A 20159-nucleotide genomic window follows, 5' to 3' on the forward strand; every position below is an offset into this window, starting at 1 on the left:
TGGCGCGCGTCCGGGCTGTTCGTCGAAGTCGTTTTGCACTCTTCGTAGGCGTCGATGGTGGCCACGCCTGCCTGCCCGGCGGCTCGCCCTCCGATCCGCCGCCCACTTCTTTCGTCCATCTGATGGACCCATTGTTCTGCTAGGCAGACCATAGCCCTATCTGTGAACAAGCGGCAATGCCCTCGCAACGAACACTGCCCGCGCCGGATGGCGGGCGCGGCACGGCTCTTCACGGCGTGCTCGCGCCCCGGTCTGGAGGCAGACGCGTACCGGAGCAGATGCAACGGAGTCTCGAACGATCAAAGGAGTGGCTGGGTGAAACGTCGAGCAGTCATCACCTCGGGCGCAGCGGTCGCAGGCATCGCCGCGACCGCTGGCGTCTCAGGCGTGCCAGCGAGTGCTTTCGCCGGAGATCACCGCACGGCGACCGAAAGAACCAAGGCCCAACGACCCGAGACCGTCGCCGCGCGTCGACTGATCTTCGGTGACGAGAATGTGGATCCCGGCGAGGCCTACTCCCGTGGGACCAGGTGAAGCCCTCGCGGGGCGGTGCTGCCCGTCGTTCGGGTCTGTGACCTGGCAACACACGCCGGGCTGGCACCTGCCGTACCTCACCCATCGACGGCTTACCGAAATTACCCCGTTAGCAGCCTCGAAGACCGCCGGACCCGTGCCTCGCCGTGTAGACGGCCGCAGCCGCGTATTGACTTTCGTAACTACCCTAACTAAGGATGTTAGGTGGCACTTCCAGTGATGCCGATGGATGGCGCCGCCGCTTCAGGGCCGTTCCGTCGAGGCGGACCCCGCTCGTTCCGAGGAAGGACCCCGCACATGCGCAAGAAGCTCGCCGGCGCGCTGTCCGTCGCGCTGGCCGCGGGCGCGGCGGCGGTCGCTCTGGTCACGGTGAACGTCCCGAGCGCCAGCGCCGCCCCGTCCGTGCCGTATTCCTGGAGAAACGTCCGCCTCGACGCGGGCGGATTCGTCTCCGGCATCGTCTTCAACCCGACCGAGCGGAACCTCATCTACGCACGCACCGACGTCGGCGGCGCGTACCGTTGGAACCAGAGCACGAGCAGCTGGACGCCCCTGCTGGACTGGGTGGGTTGGGACCGCTGGGGCTGGAACGGCGTGCTGAGCCTGGCCAGCGACCCGGTCAACCCGGCCCGGGTGTACGCGGCCGTGGGGATATACCTCAACAGCTGGGATCCCAACAACGGCGCGATCCTGCGCTCCGCCGACCGGGGCAATACGTGGCAGGTCACCGAGCTGCCGTTCAAGGTGGGCGGCAACATGCCCGGACGGGGGATGGGCGAACGCCTGGCGGTCGACCCGAACAACAACAACGTGCTGTACTTCGGCGCCGAGGCCGGTCAGGGCCTGTGGCGCAGCACCGACGCGGGCGTGACCTGGTCGCAGGTGGCGAACTTCCCCAACGCCGGCAACTACGTGCAGGACCCGGCCGACGCCAACCAGTACCTGTCGTTCAACCAGGGCGTGGTGTGGGTCGCGTTCGACAAGGCTAGCGGGACCCCGGGCAGCACGACGCCCGGCATCTACGTGGGCGTGGCGGACCTGCAGAACACCGTGTACCGCTCCACGAACGGTGGGTCCACATGGGAGCGGGTCGCCGGCCAGCCGACCGGCGCGTTCGCCCACCAGGGCGAGGTCGCCGGCGGCGCGCTGTACATCGCGACCAGCGACAAGGGCGGCCCGTACGACGGCGGCACCGGCGCGGTCTCTAGGTACCAGATTTCCACCGGCACCTGGACCGACATCACCCCGCCCACGCCGGGTGGCGGCGAGAACTGGTACGGCTTCTCCGGCCTGTCCATCGACAAGCAGGCCCCCAACACCGTGATGGTCACCGGTTACAGCTCGTGGTGGCCGGACACGTTCATCTTCCGTAGCACCGATGCCGGCGCGACGTGGCGGTCCTTCTGGGACTACACGAACGGGAACCGCACCAACCACTACAACCTCGACATCAGCTCGGTGCCGTGGCTGACCTACGCCGCCCAACCCTCGCCGCCGGAGCAGGCGCCCAAGCTCGGCTGGATGACCGAGGCGCTGGAGATCGACCCGTTCAACTCCAACCGGATGATGTACGGCGGCGCCTCCGTCTATGGCACGACGAACCTGACCGCGCTGGACACCGGCGGCACGGTCAACCTCGCGCCGATGGTGCGAGCCATGGAGTCGAGCGTCGTCTCGGATCTGGTGAGCCATCCGAGCGGACCGCTGTTCTCCGGCCTGCTGGACATCGGAGGGTTCCGGCACACGAACCTCAACGCCGTCCCGGCCCTGATGTACACGCCGTTCATGTCCGCGGTCACCAGCCTCGACTACGCCGAGGGCAATCCGATGTGGATGGTCCGCGTCGGCCAGACCGACCGGACGAACTCGGCGAACATCGCGTACTCCACGGACGCCGGCGCGAACTGGTTCACCGGCAGCGTGCCCGACGGCGCCCAGCGCGGCCACGTGGCCATGAACGCCAACGCCAGCCGCGTCGTGTGGAGCAGCGAGAACGCGGGCGTGTTCTTCTCCACCAGCGTCGGCGGCTCGTTCAGCCCATCCAGCGGCCTGCCGAACCAGGCCCGGGTCGAGGCAGACCGGGTCAACCCCAACAAGTTCTACGGATTCTCGGGCGGCACGTTCTACGTCAGCACCAACGGCGGGCAGAGCTTCACCGCGGCCGCGACCGGCCTCGGCTCGACCGGCCAGTTCAAGACGATGCCCGGCATCGAGGGCGACATCTGGCTCGCCAGCGACACCGGCATCCACCACTCGACCAACTCCGGCTCGACGTTCAGCAAGATCGCGGTGAGCTCGAGCGCGGTGAGCATCGGATTCGGCGCGCCGGCTCCCGGCCGCACCAACCGGGCGCTGTACACGATGGCCACGATCGACGGCGTCCGGGGCGTGCACCGGTCCGACGACGCGGGCGTCAGCTGGGTGCGGATCAACGACGACCAGCACCAGTACGGCAACGCCGGCCAGGCCATCACCGGCGACCCGAACGTCTACGGCCGGGTGTATCTGGGCACTGACGGGCGCGGCGTCCTCGTCGCCGACCCCACCGGTCCGCCGACGAGCACCACGACACCGCCTCCGCCGACCACCACGTCCCAACCGCCCACCGCAACCTCGCAGCCGCCCACGCCGACCTCGCAGCCGCCCACGCCGACCTCGCCGCCGCCGACGGGCGCGGATGGCTGCTCGGCCACGTTTGTACGGATCGGCCAGTGGGGCACCGGTAGCGGCGGCTTCCAGGGCGAGGTCCGGGTCGCCAACACCGCAACGACCGGCACCACGGGCTGGACGGTGACCATGACCTTCGCCAACGGCCAGACCCTGTCCCAGATCTGGGGCGCCCGGACCACGATCCCCGGCAGTAGCCCGTACACCGTGCGCAACGAGGGCTGGAACGGCGCCCTGTCACCCGGCCAGACGGCGACCTTCGGGTTCCTGGGCAACTGGAACGGAGCCAACAACCCACCCACGGTCAGCTGCGTCCGCACGCCGTAGTGGCGCCTGGGCTGGGACGCCGACCCAGCCCAGGCGGATAAGCGAGGGCACCGTCCCGGCATGAGGAGGGTGCCCTCGCTCCGCGTGACGTGTTGGTCAGTGCTTGGCTGGGCTGGTCAGCGTGGCGTCGGGGAGGCGGCGGTAGCGGGGCAGGAAGTCGTCCCACAGCTTGCCGTCGCGGCCGAACACCTGCCCGAGGTGGACCTCGTGCTACACGCCGCCGCCCACCGCACCGACTGGGTGGAGATCACCTCCTGATGGACCGGACCCGTCGCAGAGCCACACGGTCACGAGGCGCTCGAGCCGTCGTTGAGGTGACCGGATTTGATCTCGGCCGCGGCATGGACCCGCGCCCAGGTGATGTGGGCCGGCGTTGGCGTCGTGATCGACGCGGCGATGACCTCAAGGGCGCGGCGTCGGGCGTCGGGGGCGAGGTCGTCGCCGATGCGGTCGAGGAAGTGGATCGCGGAGGGGCGGGCGAGCCCGCCAAGGGTCTCCTGGACGGCTTCGACGAGTTCGTGGGCCAGCGCCGCGCCGGGGATGGTGTCGGTGGCCGGCACGACGTACGCGACGAGCCGGCGGCCGAGTTTGGCGTCGGGGCGGGTGACGACCTCGGCCGCGGCCAGGAACGGGTGGTCCAACAGGACGTCGCGCACCTCGGCGAGGGAGACCAGTTGCCCGGAGATCGAGACCACCGGGTCGATGCGGCCGAGGAATTCCAGCCGGTCGCCGGGGTTGGCCGGGTCCCGGTGCCGGACAACGCGGTCCCCGGTCGCGTACTGCTGGTCGGGGTGGCCCCAGTGTTCGTAGGCGTCGCCGGCGCCCGCGCCGCGCAGGGCGCGCAGTGTGCCGGCCCAGGGGCGACGCAGTACCAGTTCGCCGGGTGTTCCGGGGCGCGCGCTGCGGCCGGTGGCGTCGATGATCTCTGGCGATGTGTCCGGCATGCGCCCGGGGTGGACCGGGTGGTCGACGGTGACGATGCCGCCGAGCTCGATCTGGCCCCAGGCATCGGCGACCGCGTCGGGGTCGCCGGTGAACTGGTCGGCTATCCAGGTGCGCAGCGCCGGCTGGAACGGCTCGGCCATGGCGATCACCCGGCGGAGGGTGCGTTTGTCCGGCTCGGGAGGAGCGGCATCCGGCCAGCCGCGTAGCCGGGCGAGTACGGATGGGACGGTGAGCAGGGTTGCGACACGGTACCGGTCGATGATGTCCCAGAGCCGGCGCCGGGTGGGCACGTCGAGGGTTCCTTCGAACATGACCGTGGTGTCGCCCCAGGCGAGTGGGCCGAGGACGCCGTGTACGGGCGCGGCTATCCAGGCGAGGTCGCCGGCGCACCAGAAGACACCGCCGGGGCTGAGCCCGTATCGGTGGACGGCCACCGCGGAGGCGAGCAGGTTGGCGGTGCCGTGGACTGCGGTGACCGGCCGGCCGCGTCGGTTGGCCAGCCAGGTGATGAGCAGTGGATGCTCGGCGGGCAGCGCCGCCGGTGGCGCTGCCGCTACCGGTGCGGTGCCCCGGATCCCGCTGGGCGGCTCGGCCTGCGTGGCTTGGTCGGCTGGCCCGGCGGTGTCGCGGAACGGGTCGAGCAGGTGGTGCAGCCAGCGGTCGCCTTCGTACCAGGCGACGTCCTGGCCGGTCCGGCGGATCACGATGGTGTGCTCGACGCCGGCGACGGCGGTCAGGGCGTCGTCGACGCGGGCCTTGGTCGGGATGATGGTGCCGTGGCGCCAGGCGCCGTCCTGGGTGATCAGGACGCGCGGCGCGAGGTCGTCGAGGCGTTCGGCGAGCGCCTCTACGGGTAGCGGCACCGGGAGTACGGCGAACACGGCCCCGATGCGGGCGCACGCGAGCATCGCGACGACGGCTTCGGGTAGCCAGCCCAGGTGCAGGGCGACCCGATCGCCTGCGCCGACGCCGAGACCGCGTAGTGCGGCCGCCATCATTTCGACCTCGCGGGCGAGGTCGTGGTAGGTGATGGTTCGGCGGTCGCCGGGTTCGCCTTCCCAGTGGATGGCCGGCTGGTCGGCGCTGGCCGGCAGGTGCCGGTCGACGCAGTTGGTGACGACGTTGAGGGTGCCGCCGGGGAACCAGCTGCCGTACCTGCCGTGCGGCTGGAAGATCGCGTCCGGGTGCCGGGACCAGGTGAGCTGGTCCGCGACGGCCGCCCAGCGCGGCAGGTCGGGCTCAGCCATGGCCCAGCGTCCTGCTCGCCGCTTGAGCGGCTCGGATCAGGTGAGCGGCGGCCTGGGGCACGGCCCCGTCCGCGACGGTCGCGGCGAGGGCGGCCGCTGGGTGGCCGTATCCGTCCGGCACCGGGACGGCGACCTCCGTGCCGCCGCGTTCGGCCGCGGCGATGGTGAGGTGGGTGGCGCTGCGCCAGTGGCTGCGCTCATCAGCGGCCAACGCCCGCTCGGCCGAGTCGACGAGGGCGAGCGCCGCGTCCCAGCCGGGATCGTCGGCGTGCGCGGCCAGGATGCGGCCGGGTGCGGTGCGCAGCGCCGGTTCGACCCGGTGTGGCTCCCGGTAGGGCCCGATGTCGGCGGCGTCCGCGCGGTCGACGTAGGCCACCGATCCGCGGGTGTACAGGACAATGTGGACGGAGGTGTGCAATGCGTCGCGTACCGGCAGCAGATATGGCGATAGCGCGGTGAGAACGGGCAGCCGGGCCAGGTATCGCTGGGACAGCCGCACCAGTTCGGGACCCAGGCCGTACCGGGCCGACCGGGGGTCCTGCTCGACCAGGCCGGCGACGGTCAGGGACCGGAGCAGGCGGTGCACCGTGGGCAGCGAGAGGCCGGACCGCTCAGCAAGCTCGGTGAGCTGCTGGTGTGCTGGGCCGTCGGACAGCAGGTCCAGCAGGAGAGCGGCGTTTCGCAGCGTGCCGAGCGTGCCGCGTGAGTCGGTCTGCGTCCCCGACCGCGTTTCCGCTTCCGTCACGATCGCACGATACCAGCAGGAAACAGGTTCCGTATATGGCGATTGACTTTCACATAGCGGAAACGTAACGTCCATCACAGGCCGTCTGGAGGCGCCATGATCACTCGGGAGTACCGGTTCCCGCTCAACAGCAGCACCGTGCCCGCGGGTGAACCGGTTTTGACGGTGTCCGACGTGGGGTTGAGATTCGGCGGCGTGCAGGCCCTGGACGGCGTCGGGCTGACCGTGCGGCAGGGTCAGATCCACGCGGTGATCGGGCCGAACGGAGCCGGCAAATCCAGCCTGCTCAACTGCGTGTCCGGGCTGTACCGGCCGCAGCGCGGGACGATCAGGCTGTCCCGGGCCGACGGTGTGGTGGACCTGGTCGGGCGCCGGCCACATCAGATCGCCCGGCTGGGGCTGGCCCGTTCCTTCCAGAACATCGAGCTCTTCAAGCACCTGACGGTGCTGGAAAATCTGATGCTCGGCCGGCACCACCGGATGAGTCACGCTCTGCTGCCCGCACTGGTCTGGTTCGGTTCGGCCCGCCGGCAGGAGATAGAGCACCGGGCGCTGGTCGAGGAAGTCATCGACCTGCTGGAGCTCCAGGTGGTGCGCCACCAGCCGGTCGGTGCCCTGTCGTACGGCTACGCCAAGCGGGTGGAACTGGGCCGGGCGCTGTGCATGCAGCCGGCCGTGCTCCTGCTCGACGAGCCGATGGCGGGCATGAACGCCGAGGAGAAGGAGTCCCTGGCCCGCTACGTGCTCGACGTCAACGAGCTCGCCGGGGTCAGTGTGGTCCTCATCGAGCACGACATGGACGTGGTCATGGACATCTCCCACGCCGTGACCGTGCTCGACTTCGGCCGGCTGATCGCCGACGGTCCGCCGGAGCAGGTCCGCAGCGACCCCGCGGTGATCAACGCCTACCTCGGTGAAGCGGCCCGATGAGCACGTTTCCCGAGCTGCTCTTCGCGCGGGCCGCCGAGCATCCGCAGGCCATCGCCGCGCAGGAGAAGCGTTATGGCGTATGGCAGCCGCTGACCTGGGCGCAGTACGCGCGGCGGGTACGCGATTTCGCCCGCGGCCTGGCTGGGCTCGGGATCAGCCGTGGTGATGTGGTCGCCGTGCTCGGCGACAACCGCCCGGAGTGGCTGATCACGGAGTTGGCCGTGCAGTGCCTGGGCGGCGCGGTCGTGGGTGTCTATCCCACCAGTGTCGGCGAGGAGATCTTGCATGTGCTCTCCCTGGCCGAGGTTCGGGTCGTGGTGGCCGAGGATCAGGAGCAGGTCGACAAGCTGATCCGGCTCAAAGACCAACTGCCGAAGCTCGCCACGGTCATCTACTACGACCCGCGCGGCATGGCCGGCTACCCGCAGCCATACCTGGAGCGGTTCACCGACATCGAAGCCGCCGGCGCAGAAAAAGCGAAGACCCAGCCGGCGTGGCTCGACGAACGCGTCGCCATGGTCGGCCCGGACGACACGGCGATCATCTGTACCACCTCGGGCACCACCGCGCGTCCCAAGTTGGCCGAGCTGTCGCACGCCAATCTGATAGCGATGGCCGAGCATCTCGTCGAGATCGACCCGCTGCGGCCCGGATACCGGTACGTCTCGTTCCTGCCGCTGGCGTGGATCGGTGAGCAGATGCTCGCCGTCGCGTGCGGGTTGCGCCACGGCTTGACACTGTCGTTTCCGGAGGACGCCGCAACCCAGCGCACCGACCTGCGGGAGATCGCACCCGACGTGATGTTCAGTCCACCCCGGATCTGGGAGTCGATGCTCTCCGACGTCCAGGTACGCATCGACGAGGCGGGATGGCTCAAGCGCCACGTCTTCGGCTGGGCCTACGAGGTGGGCGACCGGGTTGCCACCCACCGCACTACGGGCCGGGCGGCGGGCGTACTGCTGCGCATGGCCCACGCGGTCGCGGACGCGATCGGGTTACGCCCGATACGCGACCAGCTCGGCCTGCTGCGGATCAAACGGTGCTACACCGGGGGTGCGCCGCTGTCGCCGGACGTGTTCCGGTTCTTCCACGCCCTCGGCGTCAATCTCAAACAGATCTACGGACAGACCGAGATCTGCGGCATCGCGGTCGCCCACCACGACGGCGACCTGCGGTTCCACACCGTGGGCGCCGCAATCCCCGGCACCGAGCTACGCATCAGCGACGACGGCGAGATCCTGCTGCGCTCGCCGAGCGTGTTCCGCGGCTACCTGCACGACCCACAGGCCACCGCCGCCGCCACCGATCCCGACGGCTGGCTGCACACCGGCGACGCCGGGTACCTCGACAACGGCCATCTCGTCGTGATCGACCGGCAGGCCGACGTGCTCCACCACCCGGCCGACGGCAGCCGGTTCTCCAACGCCTTCATCGAAAACAAGCTGAAGTTCTCGCCATACGTCGAAGAGGCCGTCGCATTCCTCGGCAGACACGGCATCACCGCCATCCTCTGCCTCGATCCCGCCACCGTCGGAGCCTGGGCCGAGCGGGCCCGGATCGGCTACACCACCTACACCGACCTTGCCACCCAGCGGGCCGTCGCCGACCTCCTGGCCGCCGAGATCGCCCGCGCCAACGCCGACCTGCCGGCCTCGATGTGGGTCCGGCGCTTCGTGCTGCTGCACAAGCAGCTCGACCCGGACGACGACGAGATCACCCGCACCCGAAAGGTCCGCCGCAACGTCATCGCGACCCGCTACGCGGACATCATCGCCGCCCTCGACGGTGACGAGCCCACTGTCGACGTGGACACCACCGTCGCCTATCAGGACGGCACCACCGCCGAACGGACCATCACGCTGACGATCCACCAGCCCATCGACAGCGAGAGGCTTGCCGGCCAGCCGCGACGCCCGGTCTGGAGTGGACGAACATGAGCGGGGCGATCGCATGAGTCAGTTTGTGCAGTTGACGGTCTACGGTCTGGCCAACGGTGCGGTGCTGGCGCTGGCGGCGCTCGGCTTCGTGCTCATCTACAAGGCGACGAGCGTCATCAACTTCGCGCAGGGCGAGCTGCTGCTCGTCGGCGCCTACCTGTTCTACGCCGCGTTCGTCCTGTTGCGACTGCCGTTCGCCGTTGCCGTGCTCGTCGGTGTGGCAGCGGCGGCCATTCTGGGCGTCGGGATTGAACGCGTGATCCTGCGGCCGCTGATCGGTGAGGACCCGATAGCGGTGATCATGGTGACGATCGGCCTGGCCGCTGTCCTCAAGGCCGTGGTGACGATGTTCTTCGGCACCACCCCACGCGAGATGCCGAAGGTGCTGCCCGCCGGGACCACCACCGTCGCGGGGGCCACGGTGCCGCTGGACCGGCTCGTCGCGGTCGCGGTCGCGGTGGTCGTCCTCGCCGCGTTCACGGTGTTCTTCCGGTGGTCGCGGCACGGCGTCGCGATGCGTGCGGTCGCCGACGACCAGCAGGCCGCCCTGGTCCAGGGCATCTCGGTGCGCAGGATCTTCGCGCTGGCGTGGGCGTTCGCCGCTGTCAGCGCGTTGATCGCGGGCCTTCTGCTGGCCGACATCGCCGAACTGAGCCAGAACCTGGGCACATTCGGCCTGGTCGTCTTCCCGGTGGTCATTCTCGGCGGGCTCGACTCGGTGCCGGGCACCATCATCGGCGGCGCCGTCATCGGTTTGGTCAGCCAGTATGCCGAGGGCATGTCGGCTGGCGCCTCACAGGTGGCGCCGTACGTCGTGCTGGTGCTCATCCTGCTGCTGCGCCCGTACGGGCTGTTCGGCCAGCCACGCATCGAGAGGGTCTGACATGGCCGCCACCGCCGCCGGCGTGTTCCACACCAGCTACGCCTCCGAACTGCGGCTTCGACACACGTCGGCCGAGCGCCTGCGGCTGGTGCTCGTCTTCGCCGGCCTGCTCACGTTGCCGTGGCTGGTCGACCCTTACTGGCTCGGCATCGTCAACACCATCGGCATCGCCGCGATCGGCGCCGTGGGCCTGAACATCCTGGTCGGGTTCACCGGTCAGATCTCGCTGGGCCAGGGTGGATTCCTCGCCGTCGGCGCGTTCACCTCCGGGCTGCTGGCGCAGCGCGCCGGACTGCCGGTGCCGCTGGCCATGCTCGCCGCCGTGCTGGTGACGGCGGCGGTTGGTGCGTTCTTCGGCCTGCCGGCGTTGCGCCTCAAGGGCCTCTATCTGGCCATCGCGACCATCGCCAGCCAGGAAATCATCATCTTCGTGGTCCGCCGGTGGGGCTGGCTCACCGGCGGGCAGGGCTTTCTCGACGTCGACCGGTTGACCCTTTTCGGTTGGCGGGTGCCCCGGACCAGTTTCGAGTTCGTCTGGTACTGGATCATCGCCGGCCTCGCGGTGCTGGCCGTCGTCACCGCCCGGAACCTGTTCCGCACCGCGCTCGGTCGCTCGTTCATGGCCGTGCGCGACCACGACATCGCGGCGTCGGCCATCGGCGTTGACCTGACCCGGACAAAGTTGATGGCCTTCGCCGTGTCGTCCGGCTACGTCGGGTTGGCCGGTGCCCTCACCGCCCACTACACCCAGACCGTCACCTGGGAACGGTTCACCATCGACGTCTCGATCCAGTACCTCGCCATGATCATCGTTGGCGGGCTCGGCAGCGTCGCGGGCGCCGTCTACGGGGCGGCCTTCATCATGCTGCTGCCCCCGTTGCTCGCCGAGCTCGCCGATGCCCTCCGCACCCGGGTTCCCCTGCTGGCAGACCAGTTGCCCGCCGTGCAGGCGGCCGCGTTCGGTCTGGTCATTGTTCTGTTCCTGCTGTTCGAGCCGCGCGGTCTGGATCGGATCTGGCGCCGGGTCAAGGACTACGTGCGGTTCTGGCCGTTCCGCTACTAGCCCCACCAACAAGCCCACGAAGGAGTACCGCAATGCGCAAACTCACGCTTGCCGCGGCGGCTACCGTGCTGCTCGCCGGGTGCGGCGGACCCACCGCCGACGACGGTGGCGGCGAAGGCAAGGAAGACATCGTCATCGGCGTCATCGCCGACCTGACCGGTGCCACCGCAGACGTCGGCAAACCCTACAACGAGGGCATGCTCGCCTATGTCGACAACCTCAACGCCAAGGGCGGGGTCGACGGCCACAAGATCAAGGCACTCAGCGAGGACTACCAGTACAAGGTCCCCACCGCCGAGGAGAAGTACAAGAAGTTCGTCGCCGAGGGCGCCGTGGCCATCCAGGGCTGGGGCACCGGCGACAGCGAGGCGCTGCGGAGCAAGGTCAAAGACGACGAGCTTCCGTTCATGTCGGCGTCGTACGCCGAGGTCCTGACCGACCCGAAGCAGTCACCGTACAACTTCGTGGTGGCGCCGACCTACTCCGACCAGTTGCGGGTCGCGATTGACTACATCGCCGCCCAGGATCCGGCGGCTCAACTGGCCGTACTGCACCATGACTCGCCGTTCGGCACCGCACCGCTCGCCGACGCCGAAAAGTGGATCAAGGATAAGGGCTACCGGCTCGGGTTCAAGGCGTATCCCATGAAGGCCGGCGCCACCGACCACGTCGGCATTCTCCAGCAGGCCAACTCGCAGGGCGCCAAGTATGTGGTGATCCAGAACGTGTCCAGTCCCGCCGCGGTGGTGGCCAAGGACATCGCCGCCCAGAAGCTCGACATGAAGATCGTCTGCCTGAACTGGTGCGCCGACGAACTGTTCATCAAGGTTGCGGGTCCGGCCGCGGAGGGGCACCTGATGATCCAGCCGTTCGCGCCGCCCGGCATCGCCAAGCCCGGTCACCAGGCTGTCCGCGACTACTGCCAGGGCAAGGGCATCGACCTCGACGCCAAGGGTCTGCACTTCGTCCAGGGCTGGTACACCATGCACGCGATGGTCAAGGGCATCGAGAAGACCCTCGCCGACGGCAAGGAACTGACCGGCCCGAACATCCGCGCCGGGTTGGAGACGATGCCGGCCGTGGACACCGGCGGCGTCCTCGCCCCGATCAAGTTCTCCGCCGACAGCCACCGCGGCGCCACCGCATCCAGTATCTACCGGGTCTCGGGCGGCACGTTCACCGAGGTGACCGCGGCCGTGGCACCGAAGGCATGACGAGCGGCCGGGGCACGCCGATGCGCGACCGCCAACCGGCGGCCGGCGCGGACACGCTCCTGTCGGTCGACAACGTCGAGGTGATCTACGACGAGGTGATACTCGTGCTGCGCGGTATGTCGCTCGTGGTGCCGCGCGGTGAAGTGGTCGCCCTGCTCGGGTCCAACGGCGCGGGCAAGTCGACGACGCTCAAGGCGATCACCGGGCTGCTGCCCACCGAGCACGGCGCGGTCACCGAAGGCACCGTGACCTTTGACGGTGCCGACATCACCCGGGCCGAGCCGGCCGAGCGGGTACGCCGCGGCATCGCCCTGGTGATGGAGGGCCGGCGGGTCTTCGAGCATCTCACCGTGCACGAGAACCTGGTCGCCGGTGCATACACCCGCGGCGCCGCGGCGGACTTCGACCGGGTGTACGGGTTCCTGCCCCGGCTAGCTGGCCTACGAGGTCGGGTGGCTGGCTACCTGTCCGGCGGCGAGCAGCAGATGCTCGCCATCGGCCGGGCACTCATGTCCGACCCGCGGCTGCTGCTGCTCGACGAACCGTCGCTGGGCCTGGCCCCACTGCTGGTGGACGAGATGTTCGACATCGTCCGGCGGCTCAACACCGACCTCGGGCTTACCGCCCTGCTGGTCGAGCAGAACGCCCGGCGCGCCCTGGCCGTCGCCCACCGCGGCTACGTCATGGAATCCGGCCGGATCGTCCTGGCCGGAACCGCCGCCGAACTCGCCGACAACCCCGACGTCAAGGAGTTCTACCTCGGCCTGGGCGAGGCCGGGGGACGGCGCAGCTACCGCGACGTCAAGCACTACAAGCGCCGCAAGCGCTGGCTATAGGAGGTTTCGGTGCTGGCCGACAGGATCCACGCCTACACCCACGGACTGGACGCAGCGGTCGTCGCGGCGGTCGAGCAGGCAGCCGCCCGGGTGCCGGCGTTGGCCGGGCGGATTGCCAAGGCCCACGTGCCCTCGGTGACCTCGGTGGCCGACCTGAACCGGGTGCCGATCCTGACCAAGGACGACCTGATCGCCGCGCAAGACGCGAACCCGCCGTTCGGCGGTGCCGTCGCGCCACAGACGCTGGTGCGCAAGGTGTTCGCCTCACCCGGACCGCTGTACGAACCACAGCTGGCGGGTACCGATCCGTGGCGGTGGGCACCCGCGTTGCGGGCGGCCGGCATCGGGGACGGCGACACCGTGCTCAACTGCTTCAGCTACCACCTGACGCCCGCGGGCGCGATGTTCGAGGAGGCTGCCCTCGCCGTCGGAGCCACGGTCGTACCGGCCGGGGTCGGCAACATGGAACTGCAGGTGCAGGTCGCCGCCGCGGTCCAGGCCCGCGGCTACGTCGGCCTGCCCTCCTACCTCAAGGCGCTGGTGAACACCGCCGAAGCGCTCGACGTACGGTTCCCGGTACGCCGTGCGCTGGTCACCGCCGAACCTCTGCCCGACTCGTTGCGATCGTGGCTGACCGAACACGTTCCCATCGTCCACCAGGCGTACGGGACCGCCGAGGCAGGCCTGCTCGGCTACGAAACCGGGCCCGGTTCCGGGCTGGCCCTGCCAGGCGGCGTCCTGATCCAGGTCTGCGACCTGGGCACCGGGCAACCCTACTTCGACGACACCATCGGGCAGGTCGTGGTGACCCTGCTACGACCGGATCAACCACTTGTGCGCTTCGGCACCGGTGACCTATCCGCCTGGACGCTCGGCGTCGACGGCTCGTTGCGGCTTGCCGGCGTCCTCGGCCGGGTCGGCGAAGCCGTCAAGGTGCGCGGCGTGTTCCTGCACCCGAGACAGGCGGCCGCGGCGCTGGCCGGCGAACCCGGTGTGACCGCACACCGTTTCGTCATCGAGCGCGCCGACCACCGAGACAGCCTGCGATGCGAAATCGTCGCCGCCCCCACCGCAGATCCACACCTGTCACAGCGCGTACACGAACTGATCCGCGCGCACTTGCGGTTGGCAGCGGACGTGGTCTGCGTGCCGAACCTGCCGGACGGCCCGACGATCCACGACCAACGCGACTGGTCCTAACCCCCGCTGGACCCCACCCGGGCGGGTACTGAATTTTCGAGGAGGACAAACCGATGAAGTCCCCCCTCACCGCCGCGATGGCCGCTGCGACGTGCGCGGTCATCACCTTCACGCCAACCGTCGCCGCGGCCGCACCCGGCCCGTCGGCCGGTGGTTCCCGCAACCTCCAAATGCTGGTGCTCTCCAACCGCGCCGACCTGATCTCTGGCGGCGATGCGCTGGTCGAGGCGCAGCTGCCGCCCGGTGCGGACGCGTCGCGGCTTCGGGTGCTACTCGCCACCGACGACGGCCTACGAAACGTGAGCGAGGCGTTCGCACGCCGCGCCAACGGCCGCGTCTTGGGCCTACTGGAACGGCTACCGGTCGGTCAGAGCCACCTGATCGCCGTCCTCGCCGGCACGCCGCACGGCCACGACGCCACCCGGATCACGATCACCAACCACCCCAACGGCGGCCCCGTCTTCTCCGGCCCGCAGGTGGCACCGTGGATCTGCACTACACAGGCCAACGGCCTCGGGCCCGCGCAGGACCCACAATGCAACGCCCAACCCAGCCACCAGTTCTTCTACCGGCGAACCAGCGGCGAGTTCGCCCGCTACGACCCGGCCGCACCACCGGCCGACATCGCCACGACAACCACCGACCAGGGAGTCACCGTCCCGTACGTCTTCCGCGAGGAAACCGGAACCCAGAACCGCGGCATCTACCGGATAGCGGTCCTGTCCGACCCCGTCCGACCGTGGACCGCCTGGGACGCACAGAACGGCTGGAACCATAAGCTGTTCTATCCGTTCGGCGCCAACTGCAACACCTACCACACCCAAGGCCTCGCGCAGAATGTACAGATCGACCGGGCGCTCTCACGCGGTTTCATGGTGGCGACCTCGTCGTTGAACGTCCTCGGCGGCAACTGCAACTCAATCGTCTCCGCGGAATCGGTGATGATGCTCAAGGAACACATCACCGAACGCTACGGAGAGATCCGGTACACGTTCGCGCAGGGACTGTCCGGCGGGTCGATCCAGCAACACGAGATCGCCAACGCCTACCCCGGCCTACTCGACGGCATCCAGCCGAACGCCAGCTACGAGGACATGTGGTCCGGCGCCCTGGTCGAGGTCGAAGACTGCCACCTCATGCGCCGGGTCTTCAGCACGGTGTCACCCAACCTATGGACCGACCCAGCGCAGCGGGCTGCGGCGCAGGGCAACGCGGTGCCCGTCGCCCCGACCGACCGGACAGCCTGCGAAGCCTGGGACTCGTCTTTCGGCAACTTCCAGGACCCTGCCTACACCCAGCCGCCGCCCGGGGTACCGCTTCCGCCGTTCCTGCAATCCTGCTTCCCCACGCCACTCACGCCCGAACAACAGGCGCAGCTCTACCACCCGGCGACCAACCCCGCCGGCTGCCGCAGCACCTACCAGGACTTCCTGGTCGCGGTCTTCGGCCAACGACCGCAACGACTGTGGACCCCCGCCGAACGGGCCGCCGGATTCGGCTTCGCCAAACTGCCCTTCGACAACGTCGGCGTGCAGTACGGACTGCGGGCGCTGCAGGCCGGAACAATCACCCCGGAGCAGTTCGTCAACCTCAACGAAAACGTCGGCGGCGTCGACATCGACCACAACTTCGTGCCACGCCGCAACGTCGCCGACCCGGGCGCGGTCCAGACCGCCTACCGTAGCAGCATCACCCAGGACGCCGCGCAACTGGACAACGTCGCCATCATTGACCTGCGCGCCAACAACAACCTCAACGACATCCACACCGCGTTCCACAGTCACGCCACGCGAGAACGGCTACGCAACGCCAACGGACACGCCAACAACCAGATCATCTGGACGTTCCCCGGACCCGGCCTCGCGCCGCCAGCGTCCATCGCGGACCAGGCGTTCCTGCTCATGGACCGGTGGCTGGCCGCCGTGGAGGCCGATCGCAGCAACGCACCACGCAGCGCCAAGATCCTCCGGCACAAACCAGCCGAGGCGGTCGACGCCTGCTTCGTCGACGGGGTCAAGGTGACCGACCCCAACACCTGCCGGGCGACGTTCCCGTTCGCCGGTGACCCGCGGATCGCCGCCGGTGCACCGCTGTCCAACGACGTCCTCAAATGCCAGCTCAAACCCGTCAACCCGCGTGACTACAACGTCGCCTTCACCGCACAGCAGTGGACCAGATTGCGGCAGGCATTCCCGCGCGGAGTGTGCGACTACCGCAAGCCCGGAGCAGACCGAGTGCCGTCGGTGCCCTGGCTGACCTACCAGGACGGCCCCGGTGGCCAGCCGCTCGGCCCTGCGCCGGCCTCCCGGCCATAGCAGGCGCGGTCCGCTGGGCACTCGTGCACACGAGGGGGGTCCGGCCAGCACCGGCAAACAGAACCGGGCACCTACGACATGTTCTCAAAGGTGGCCACGTTCCGGTCGGCCGAGCCGTTCGCCAGGTCGAGAGCCCGGATGGGGGTCGGCGTCGCCGTGTAGGCCGTGAAGGAGGTGGGCACCCCATGTGTGGCTGGGGATCGCGACGGGTCGGGTCTGGCGCGGTGTGGGCCATGTTGAGCTGGGCAGTTATCACGAGTGTCGGCGGTCAGCGACGGTGCCGGAAACCGCCGGCACATACGGTTCCCGGCATGTTGATCAAGGATGGATCGGCTTCATGGTTCGTCGTCTTGGGCAGACGGCCCGGATCCCGTCGTGACCAACATGCCGGTGAACGTAGGCACGGACCGTTTCGGCGGCGTCGCTGATACTCGACGGCACCGTTAACAGGCGGTCAGCCCCGCAGCTCAGCCGGTCGTGTGGGAACCAACGCCCGTCTTGGCGTGGTAGGTCATGCGACCGCGTTCAGTAGGCTGGCTGGCACGTCAGGCCGTTCCAGGGTGATGAAGTGGCCGGCGTTCGGGACCTGGGTGAACTCGGCGCGGGGGAGCTGTCGCCTGGTGGCCTGGCGGTCTGAGGGTCGGGACCAGTCTTTCTCCCCGTAGACGAGGTGGACCGGCGCGGTGACCTCGGGATAGCGGGCGCGGGCCGCGGCGAGGCTGGGGAGGTTGCGGTACACGGCGCGGGCGACGGTCGGGTAGCCCGGGCGGCGGCCGACGTTGAGCAGCTCGTCCAGGTAGTCCTCGCGCAGTGCGGCCGGGTCGACGAGGCCGCCGGTCAGGATGGTGCGCATGACGGTTTTGGGTTCCAGCCCGGCGAGTATCGGGCCTACGCCGGGCGCGATGACGCCGGTGACGATCAGTCGGGCCAGCAGGCTGGACCTGGCGATTCCGCCGGGGTAGTCGTAGGCGTTGACGGCCACGACGCGTCGGACGCGGTCGGGGAGGTCGGCCGCTGTGGTGAGGGCCAGCGTGGCTCCCATCGACTCGCCGAGCAGGGTCACGTCGCGCAGATCGAGTTGTGTGAGGAGTCGTTTGACGGCGGCGCGCATGGCGGGCTCCTCGTAGGAGGCGCCGGGCACGATCTGCGAGTAGCCCATTCCTGGTAGGTCGAGCGCGTACACGGTGTATCGCTGCTGGACCAGCGGGATGAGGTGGCGGAAATGCTCGGCCTGGGTGCGCACGGTGTGCAGCAGCACTAGCGGCGCGCCGCTGCCGCCGGCGAGGTATCGCAGTCGGCCCTGCCCTTGGTCGCGCGACCCGGCGGCCGGGTCGAGGAAGTGCCTGCTGGTTCCAGGGATTCTGATGCTCGACTCGGTGTTGGTCATGATCGCCATGTTCGTCTCCTCGACATGAAGTGGACTCCCGAATCCCCCGAGTAGGGAGTGTGTTGTGATTTCCTACTGACCTGTGACCAGGCTAGACGAGTGAGTTGGAAATGGCAACACACTGGGTTAGGCTGGGATGATGACCGACCCCGAGCCACGGGCCGCCATCCGCCTGGCCGACCTGCCCCTGGAGGTCCGTCCCTGCTCGCTCGCGGCCGCTCTGGACGTCCTCGGCGAGCGGTGGTCGCTCCTGGCCCTGCGCGAGATCGGCTACGGCGTGCACCGCTTCGCCCGCATCGCCGGTTACACCGGCGCGTCCCGCGACATCCTCGCCGACCGTCTACGCAAGCTGGAGGCGGCCGGGGTCGTCGAGCGCCGGCAGTACAGCGAACGCCCGCCGCGCCACGAGTACCACCTCACCGAGGCCGGCCGGGAGCTGTTCCCGGTCATGCTCGCCCTCTACCAATGGGGCGACAAATGGGCGGTGGACACCCCGGCCCTCACCCGCCGGCACTCCTGCGGCCAGCCGGTCCAGGTCGACCTGGTCTGCCACCACTGCGGCCAGCCAGTCACCCACGAGACCATCCACGACGAGCCCGCCGACGCCTGACCGGCGACACTGGCCCGGCCGTCACTAGGCCCCCGGGCACGCCGCCTGGGAACGCGGCCACATTCACCTCTACTGGTAAGCCGCCGTCCGTGGACAGCACGCGTTGGTGAGCATGCCGCTGACCCTCCTGACTACTGGGGGGTCAAGGGGCAGGGGCTTTGCGTAGTCGCCTGCGGGTGTATCTGACCTGGGCGGTGTCGCTGGCCTTCTTGGAAGGTGACGTAGGACGGGTGCGGTCGGTCGGTAATCATGGAGTTGCTGAGACAACATGACACCGACAAGGACCACACCCCGCGCATGTCAAAATCGCTGATCGACGTGATCCGTCAGCACGCCCCGCCCCGACCGACTCCCGGCCCGTTGGCCGGGAGGAGTATGGCCTGTTGAGGGCTCTGGCACGGGTTCCTGACCCGCGTGACTCGGGAGGGATCCGCACCCCCTGGCGAGCGTGTTCGCGGTCGCGGTGTGCGCGGTGATGGCCGGGGCGAGCACGTTCGCCGTGATCGCCGACTGGGCCGACGATCTCGATCCGCCGGCCTGGAGCAGGCTCGGGTTCATCGGCCGGGTGCCAGTGCTGACCACGCTGTGCTGACGGGCCGGGAAATGTTGCGGGAAACGGCACCGAGGTTCCCGAGACGGTGGATCTATTCACCTGCCTGGCCTGGGTGATCCTGGTCCGACGCACCCCGGGCGTGCTGGACGAGGACTTCCACCGGGCTGCTGGACCTGGAACGCCAGATAAGGGTCACTCAGTTTCGCCTCCCCCGGGTGATCATGGTGCATGATCGCCGGATGGACGCACTGGAAATCCTTCGGCTGCTGCTGCGCTACCTGCACCTCATCGGCTTCGCGCTGCTGCTCGGTGGCTTCGCGACGCAATACTTCAGCGGGCGCTATCAGGTTACCTGGGTCATGCGCGTGGGTATCGGCGCGCTGCTGACTTTCGGGGTGTTGCTGGCGATCCCGTTCCCGGAGGGTGTCGACCTCAACTACGTCAAGCTGGGCGTGAAGCTCGGCATCGGGGTCCTCATCGGCGCCGCGATCGGCGTGGCCGTGGCGCGTGAGCAGGCCGGGAAAGTCGTCGCGAAGGGACACTTCCTCGGCATCGGGCTGATGACGCTGCTCAACGGGGCGGTGGCGGTCTTCTGGCGGTGATCGCTCCCAGAGCTGGACGAAAGTCGTCGAGGTGATCGCGCATGCAGCCGGTTCCTACGTGTGCTAAGACAGCCCCCGCGCTACAACGCTGGCTGCCGCGGTGTGCATCGTTGTCCTGGCTGTCCGGTGCGTCCGCCGCGCGGAACGTCGTCTCAGTCACGACG

Annotated in this window: 16 protein-coding genes; 13 read left to right on the forward strand and 3 right to left on the reverse strand. The window is 69.0% G+C overall.

The window, feature by feature from the left end:
* Positions 1 to 831: 831 nt before the first annotated feature.
* Both V6V89_RS21915 and V6V89_RS21920 read left to right on the forward strand, forming a co-directional pair.
* The gene (locus V6V89_RS21915) at positions 832 to 3528 is read left to right on the forward strand and encodes a cellulose binding domain-containing protein (protein ID WP_334621085.1); all 2697 of its coding nucleotides are present in this window, start codon (positions 832 to 834) and stop codon (positions 3526 to 3528) included.
* Between the two features lie 60 nt (positions 3529 to 3588).
* A complete protein-coding gene (locus V6V89_RS21920; protein WP_334621087.1) occupies positions 3589 to 3786 on the forward strand; it encodes a hypothetical protein in 198 nt (65 codons plus the stop codon).
* Positions 3787 to 3815: 29 nt separating this feature from the next.
* Here V6V89_RS21920 and V6V89_RS21925 read toward each other — a convergent pair whose 3' ends face one another.
* Together V6V89_RS21925 and V6V89_RS21930 are read right to left on the reverse strand one after the other, a co-directional pair.
* Entirely contained in the window at positions 3816 to 5720 is a 1905-nt protein-coding gene (locus tag V6V89_RS21925) for an AMP-binding protein (protein ID WP_334621088.1), read from the reverse strand.
* Positions 5713 to 6465 carry an IclR family transcriptional regulator gene (locus V6V89_RS21930; RefSeq protein ID WP_334621089.1) on the reverse strand — a complete coding sequence of 251 codons (753 nt, stop codon included), beginning with the start codon at positions 6463 to 6465 and terminating at the stop codon, positions 5713 to 5715. The genes V6V89_RS21925 and V6V89_RS21930 overlap by 8 nt, the downstream gene beginning before the upstream one ends.
* Positions 6466 to 6561: 96 nt before the next feature.
* Here V6V89_RS21930 and V6V89_RS21935 point away from each other — a divergent pair, with 96 nt between their 5' ends.
* Genes V6V89_RS21935 through V6V89_RS21970 form a run of 8 tightly spaced genes read left to right on the forward strand, consistent with a single transcriptional unit; the run spans position 6562 to position 16843 of the window.
* Positions 6562 to 7395: an ABC transporter ATP-binding protein gene (locus V6V89_RS21935; RefSeq protein ID WP_334621090.1), complete on the forward strand. Its 834-nt coding sequence runs from the start codon at positions 6562 to 6564 to the stop codon at positions 7393 to 7395.
* Positions 7392 to 9332 (forward strand): AMP-binding protein, encoded by a 1941-nt coding sequence (locus V6V89_RS21940; RefSeq protein ID WP_334621091.1) that lies wholly within the window; start codon positions 7392 to 7394, stop codon positions 9330 to 9332. Before V6V89_RS21935 ends, V6V89_RS21940 begins: the two co-directional genes overlap by 4 nt.
* Before the next feature lie 13 nt (positions 9333 to 9345).
* Positions 9346 to 10215, forward strand: a complete 870-nt coding sequence (locus V6V89_RS21945) for a branched-chain amino acid ABC transporter permease (RefSeq protein ID WP_334621092.1) — start codon at positions 9346 to 9348, stop codon at positions 10213 to 10215.
* Between the two features lies 1 nt (position 10216).
* Positions 10217 to 11278, forward strand: a complete 1062-nt coding sequence (locus V6V89_RS21950) for a branched-chain amino acid ABC transporter permease (RefSeq protein ID WP_334621093.1) — start codon at positions 10217 to 10219, stop codon at positions 11276 to 11278.
* A 32-nt stretch (positions 11279 to 11310) separates the two neighbouring features.
* Entirely contained in the window at positions 11311 to 12492 is a 1182-nt protein-coding gene (locus tag V6V89_RS21955) for an ABC transporter substrate-binding protein (protein WP_334621094.1), read from the forward strand.
* Positions 12489 to 13328, forward strand: coding sequence for an ABC transporter ATP-binding protein (locus tag V6V89_RS21960; protein ID WP_334621095.1), 840 nt, complete (start codon positions 12489 to 12491; stop codon positions 13326 to 13328). Before V6V89_RS21955 ends, V6V89_RS21960 begins: the two co-directional genes overlap by 4 nt.
* 9 nt (positions 13329 to 13337) lie before the next feature.
* Positions 13338 to 14528: a phenylacetate--CoA ligase family protein gene (locus V6V89_RS21965; RefSeq protein WP_334621097.1), complete on the forward strand. Its 1191-nt coding sequence runs from the start codon at positions 13338 to 13340 to the stop codon at positions 14526 to 14528.
* A 53-nt stretch (positions 14529 to 14581) separates the two neighbouring features.
* Positions 14582 to 16843: a DUF6351 family protein gene (locus V6V89_RS21970; RefSeq protein ID WP_334621098.1), complete on the forward strand. Its 2262-nt coding sequence runs from the start codon at positions 14582 to 14584 to the stop codon at positions 16841 to 16843.
* 511 nt (positions 16844 to 17354) lie between these two features.
* Here the strand turns inward: V6V89_RS21970 and V6V89_RS21975 are convergent.
* A complete protein-coding gene (locus tag V6V89_RS21975) occupies positions 17355 to 18239 on the reverse strand; it encodes an alpha/beta fold hydrolase (RefSeq protein WP_334621099.1) in 885 nt (294 codons plus the stop codon).
* A 130-nt stretch (positions 18240 to 18369) separates the two neighbouring features.
* On the opposite strand from V6V89_RS21975, the gene V6V89_RS21980 reads away from it, so the two are divergent.
* The 3 genes from V6V89_RS21980 to V6V89_RS21990 all read left to right on the forward strand — a co-directional run bounded on the left by V6V89_RS21980 (position 18370) and on the right by V6V89_RS21990 (position 19995).
* Complete coding sequence (locus V6V89_RS21980; protein ID WP_334621100.1) at positions 18370 to 18840, forward strand: winged helix-turn-helix transcriptional regulator; 471 nt, start codon at positions 18370 to 18372, stop codon at positions 18838 to 18840.
* A gap of 448 nt (positions 18841 to 19288) precedes the next feature.
* Positions 19289 to 19432, forward strand: coding sequence for a hypothetical protein (locus V6V89_RS21985; protein ID WP_334621101.1), 144 nt, complete (start codon positions 19289 to 19291; stop codon positions 19430 to 19432).
* A gap of 200 nt (positions 19433 to 19632) precedes the next feature.
* Positions 19633 to 19995: a hypothetical protein gene (locus tag V6V89_RS21990; RefSeq protein WP_334621102.1), complete on the forward strand. Its 363-nt coding sequence runs from the start codon at positions 19633 to 19635 to the stop codon at positions 19993 to 19995.
* Positions 19996 to 20159: the final 164 nt, after the last annotated feature.

This window comes from Micromonospora sp. CPCC 206061 (genome assembly GCF_036906915.1).
Lineage (GTDB): Bacteria > Actinomycetota > Actinomycetes > Mycobacteriales > Micromonosporaceae > Phytohabitans.

Bases quoted from the DNA above. Each gene is read 5' to 3' on its own strand.
- V6V89_RS21970 (WP_334621098.1), top strand. From the start codon at position 14,582: ATGAAGTCCCCCCTCACCGCCGCGATGGCCGCTGCGACGTGCGCGGTC.
- V6V89_RS21975 (WP_334621099.1), bottom strand. From the start codon at position 18,239: ATGGCGATCATGACCAACACCGAGTCGAGCATCAGAATCCCTGGAACC.
- V6V89_RS21950 (WP_334621093.1), top strand. From the start codon at position 10,217: ATGGCCGCCACCGCCGCCGGCGTGTTCCACACCAGCTACGCCTCCGAA.
- V6V89_RS21990 (WP_334621102.1), top strand. From the start codon at position 19,633: ATGGACGCACTGGAAATCCTTCGGCTGCTGCTGCGCTACCTGCACCTC.
- V6V89_RS21980 (WP_334621100.1), top strand. From the start codon at position 18,370: ATGACCGACCCCGAGCCACGGGCCGCCATCCGCCTGGCCGACCTGCCC.
- V6V89_RS21940 (WP_334621091.1), top strand. From the start codon at position 7,392: ATGAGCACGTTTCCCGAGCTGCTCTTCGCGCGGGCCGCCGAGCATCCG.
- V6V89_RS21955 (WP_334621094.1), top strand. From the start codon at position 11,311: ATGCGCAAACTCACGCTTGCCGCGGCGGCTACCGTGCTGCTCGCCGGG.
- V6V89_RS21935 (WP_334621090.1), top strand. From the start codon at position 6,562: ATGATCACTCGGGAGTACCGGTTCCCGCTCAACAGCAGCACCGTGCCC.
- V6V89_RS21960 (WP_334621095.1), top strand. From the start codon at position 12,489: ATGACGAGCGGCCGGGGCACGCCGATGCGCGACCGCCAACCGGCGGCC.
- V6V89_RS21925 (WP_334621088.1), bottom strand. From the start codon at position 5,720: ATGGCTGAGCCCGACCTGCCGCGCTGGGCGGCCGTCGCGGACCAGCTC.
- V6V89_RS21915 (WP_334621085.1), top strand. From the start codon at position 832: ATGCGCAAGAAGCTCGCCGGCGCGCTGTCCGTCGCGCTGGCCGCGGGC.
- V6V89_RS21945 (WP_334621092.1), top strand. From the start codon at position 9,346: ATGAGTCAGTTTGTGCAGTTGACGGTCTACGGTCTGGCCAACGGTGCG.
- V6V89_RS21920 (WP_334621087.1), top strand. From the start codon at position 3,589: ATGAGGAGGGTGCCCTCGCTCCGCGTGACGTGTTGGTCAGTGCTTGGC.